2 protein-coding genes are annotated in these 4,317 nt (G+C 37.0%); both read right to left on the bottom strand.

Features of this window, described 5'->3' with window-relative positions; all coding sequences use genetic code 11:
* Positions 1 to 200: 200 nt before the first annotated feature.
* The gene (locus tag AABI99_RS17545) at positions 201 to 2,993 is read right to left on the bottom strand and encodes a P-loop NTPase fold protein (RefSeq protein WP_338367412.1); all 2,793 of its coding nucleotides are present in this window, start codon (positions 2,991 to 2,993) and stop codon (positions 201 to 203) included.
* Between the two features lie 255 nt (positions 2,994 to 3,248).
* Complete coding sequence (locus AABI99_RS17550; protein ID WP_338367413.1) at positions 3,249 to 4,046, bottom strand: alpha/beta hydrolase; 798 nt, start codon at positions 4,044 to 4,046, stop codon at positions 3,249 to 3,251.
* Positions 4,047 to 4,317 lie beyond the last annotated feature (271 nt).

The raw sequence follows: 4,317 nt of genomic DNA on the forward strand, positions 1-4,317 counted from the left end.
ATAAGAGCTTCGAGCTTTTAGCCTCTAGCCGGTCGGTGTAATCCTTAACACCGTTGGTTGTGTTTAGTGAAACGAAACGCAACGAGGGCTTCGGGCTTCGGGCTTCGGGCTTCGGCAATATTATGATTCAGTCAAAATAAACAAACCAAAACTAATTTCACCACAGAGCTCATCGAAGCGCTTCGCTACACAGAGGGTTATTACTCCTCAGTAAAACTTAGGTTTTTTATTGCTAAATCGATATCTGATTTATTTTCTTGATTATCTTTAAGCTCTGCAAGTATCTGTAAAATGTTTTCTCTTTGCTCAGGTGAAAGCTCTGAAAAATGCTCTTGCAAACCCCGAACTCCATTATAGTTACGCGATGCTGCCCCAGCTAAAAACTCAATAGTCCGAGTGTTTTTATTGCTAATTGTAACTGCCAGTAGATTTTTCATTAACCGATTCAAAAAGTTAAATTCACCACCGGCTAACTGCGCAAAAGTTATAAACCTTAGGCACACGTAAAAAGATTGTTTAGACAATTTATGTGCGTTTTCACTTAAAAAATTAACTATATTAATGTCCTGAAAAAGCTCATTACTATAGCTTGCAGCTTCCATTCTATCTGCTTCATCTTTAATATCCCTATAATGTCCATTCCCATCTCTTATTTTGGTTTTTCCTTCAAAATTTCGCTGTAACCTTTCCAATTGCCGCTCAAGCAACTTTTCTCCACTTTCTACATTTACTAGTATGTTTAAAAAGCCTTCCAAATTGCCACTATCAATAGTTTGCTTTGTATATTCCTCAAAAAGACCTTCAGTCAGAAAGCCATTTGGATCTTTTCCAATATTATCTAAAACATCAAAAACTATTTGTTCTACTCTATCTTGGTTTTTATCACATGAAAAAAGTATGCGACCAAAACGATCAAATCCCTCTTGCCAACGATAATCACTGCAGATATTTTTTGCTAATTCTTGTGTTGATAAAGATTTGATAGAATCAATAACAATTTGATCCCTGAGCTCATTATCAGGAACAGTTTCAAGTAAAATTCGATTTAAATAATTAACTGTGTCTGGTTTTACACCTAAGTGCTGTCTAACACTTTTTTTATCATCTTTTAGGCCGTTTCCATTTTCATCTTTTATATCCTCTTTAAGATTCAATAACTCCTTAAATAATGCATTATAGATATGCGCAGTTCCATTCTTTGTTAAGTCAGTTATTAAACCAGAGAGGATTTCATTTATTGTTTTTTGCTTTCCATCTTCTGTTTTAGCTACTAGTAACGATTTACCATTAATTAAGCTTATGTACGAATTTATAAAAGCATTAAATAACGCAGGTTCAGTCTCTCGTAATGTAGTGAGTAATAATAAAGAGCCAAAATCGATCTCTCCCAATAACTTTCCTTTAGTCCAACATTTATTAATACGCCGCATTAATCGTTTCAACATTCGAATTGAAACTATAAAGTTATTAGAAATAATTGCTGGCTGATAAAAAGTCTCATGAAAAGCAAATGGGTTTTGCTCAAAATATTGTGCAGAACTACTTATTGATGAATGTGGTAATAACATATCATTATCGAATATTTTACTTGTGCACAGCTTTGCCCAATTGCACAGTACTCTTTTGAAGTCTTGGGATACTATTGTCTCTGTATGATCAGCAACTTTACTTAAAGCTACAGCGTACTCTAGCTTGTCATTACCCATAGCGACGATGAAATTGATATGACTCAAATCTCGATCTTTTAATCTATCCAGCAATGCAGCTATATCATTTAGCCGTTTTTCGTTTTCATCACCCGTACCACGGTCAACATCTTGTAGGGTGATCAGTAATTTGTGGTTGGTAACTTCAAGAACCCCATTAAGTTTTTGAAAGCTTTGCTCAATATCAATTGGGCCCGCGAGTAGTGTGGAGGCAAATTGAAATATACCGCCTCCTGACTTTAGCGCTTCAGTATAATGTTTAGGTAACGCACGAAAGGCGCACATATCAATATGCTGACTGATATCATCAATAATGTTACTGAGCACTACATGCGCGACACTGTCGCTGGCTGCGCCCCAAGTTGATATATCGCTGTGTATCCAAATACTCTCTTTTTCAGAGTTTTTTGCTAAATCATTCACAATACTTTCGACGATACTGCTTTTTCCGCAACCGTATGGCCCACATAGCGCTATGTGCTGCGCCAAGTCTTCTTCATAATCATCACCGCCGTTACGTAGCCGCTCAGTAATACGCTTTGCATAAACCTGCAAGTCAGGCTCTAATTGCCCTGTGTTTTTAATAATTGAATCATCTTTAAACCATCGTTGAAAATCCTCTAAGCTCTCAAGCGTTAGTTCAGCTTCTTGTTTTGATTCGACTTTCGACTCTGCGCTAGATGCTTTTAGTTGCTCACATAGCAAATATACCGACATGACCAAATAAGCAACTGCTATACAAAAGAACACCCAGAATGCTTGCTCTGTTTCAACTAAGCTTATTGCAGAAAATAAATAAAATGCTGATACCGTGCACAGTACGACTGAAAATATGGGATTTTTTGTATACAGTTTAGTTTGATAGATAATAGTCGCTGCAGCAGCTAAAAAACTCAGTGACAGAAACTTGAAACTTACAAATGCATGAGCAGTCAATTGAGCTAAAATTTCATTGGAATAACTTACATACACATAACTAACAATGAAAAATAATCCAAACAATACACTCATTGTCACTGGCGGATATCGCCAGTTAAACCTAATACTGCGTTTAGCGTGAGAAATGTAAAACCTATCCAGCAGCAGCTTTATGCCAATACCGGCTAAAAATGCGCTGCTGTAATGCAAAACCGGATTTGTATTTAAAATAGCGCTCCAACTTGAATATGCCTTTTGTACAAAACCGACTTTGCTTAAAAAAACAGTAATTGTTGCAGCAGTAATTGCGCACAATACAAGAGAGAGCCAGCGCGTGGCTGTAATGGGGAGTGTTTTAACTTGTGACAACTTAATATCCTTATCAATACGTTACCTTGCCAGTGTATATCAATTGAACATTATTGAATAAGTTGTTTAATAAATAAAGCCGCTCTCTTGGACTTGTGATTCGCAGAAGTTATGAAATGTTGGGTTTCGCTGCGCTCTACCCAACCTACATTTTAATATAAAAGTGGAGTTTTATTCTTTCGGTATTCTTCAGAAAAGGTCTTGTTTTGAGTTTAGGGCGAAATTAAAAAATGTATCCTATTTTATCTACAACCCTTAACGGTTTTGCTGGGCGATAAAAGCAAGCGAGTGCTGGTTGAATAAGTCTGGGCGTTCTACGTTACAAACGTGGCCACATTGGTGAATCGTTTGCAGTACGCTGTTTTTATGGCGTTTTACCATGTCTTTAACAGGCCCAAGGAACGTATGATCTTCTTTACCCATGATGTAAAGGATGGGTATATCAATGTCTTTTTCTTTGAAGTACTGCATTAAAGGGTTTACGTCCATGGCTAGTTTAAACCATTTTATAAACTCTTTTTGGCACAATCGTTTTGCTTCACGAACAAACAAAAGTCGAGATTCTTTATGGCGCTTTTTCGGCATCATAATAAAAGCAAATAAGCGATACAGCCACATATAAGGCAAGAAGTGTTTAAACGTATTGCCTAAATAAACCAATGTATTACTGCGCGTATTAAAGCGAGTCACTGCACCACCTAGTACCATGCTAGAAACATATTGCGGCGCAATTTCAGCAATATTGCGAATAAGAATGGTGCCCAATGAAATGCCAACAAAGTGTGCACTGGGAATATTGTTATGATCTAGTACATCGATAATATCTTTGGTGACCTTATTAAACGAGTAATTATTATCTACAAAGTTTTGCACTAAGTTATTTGATTTACCGTGACCGCGAAGATCGAGTAACAACACATTATATTCTTTTTTATAAGCTTTAAGCTGTCGAAACCAAATTGCCGAACTACCACCTGCGCCATGAACAAATACAACCCATGTTTTACTGGTTTCGTGAGGGAAAATAGTATGAAAAAGAATGTCTTTGCTCATTGCTGTTAGCGGCCTGTTTACTTCGTTTGGCATATTTAATTGCATAAAGTATAACGGAGTTTAGTATAAAACTCCTATGAAGTTCGGCTCAATGGCTGCTACTTAACAGATTTTGTGAGCAAGCTTTGGTATTAGTTGGAAACAATAAAAATGGCACCCCTATTTTTACGTTATTACAGCCGCCTATTTTTGCCTTAACGCTTGAATAACACTATGGGCGTGTTGGGTTTCGCTTCGCTCTACCCAACCTACAACTGTGCTGGTTGAGGTA

The sequence above is a fragment of the uncultured Pseudoalteromonas sp. genome (assembly GCF_963922945.1).
Lineage (GTDB): Bacteria > Pseudomonadota > Gammaproteobacteria > Enterobacterales > Alteromonadaceae > Pseudoalteromonas.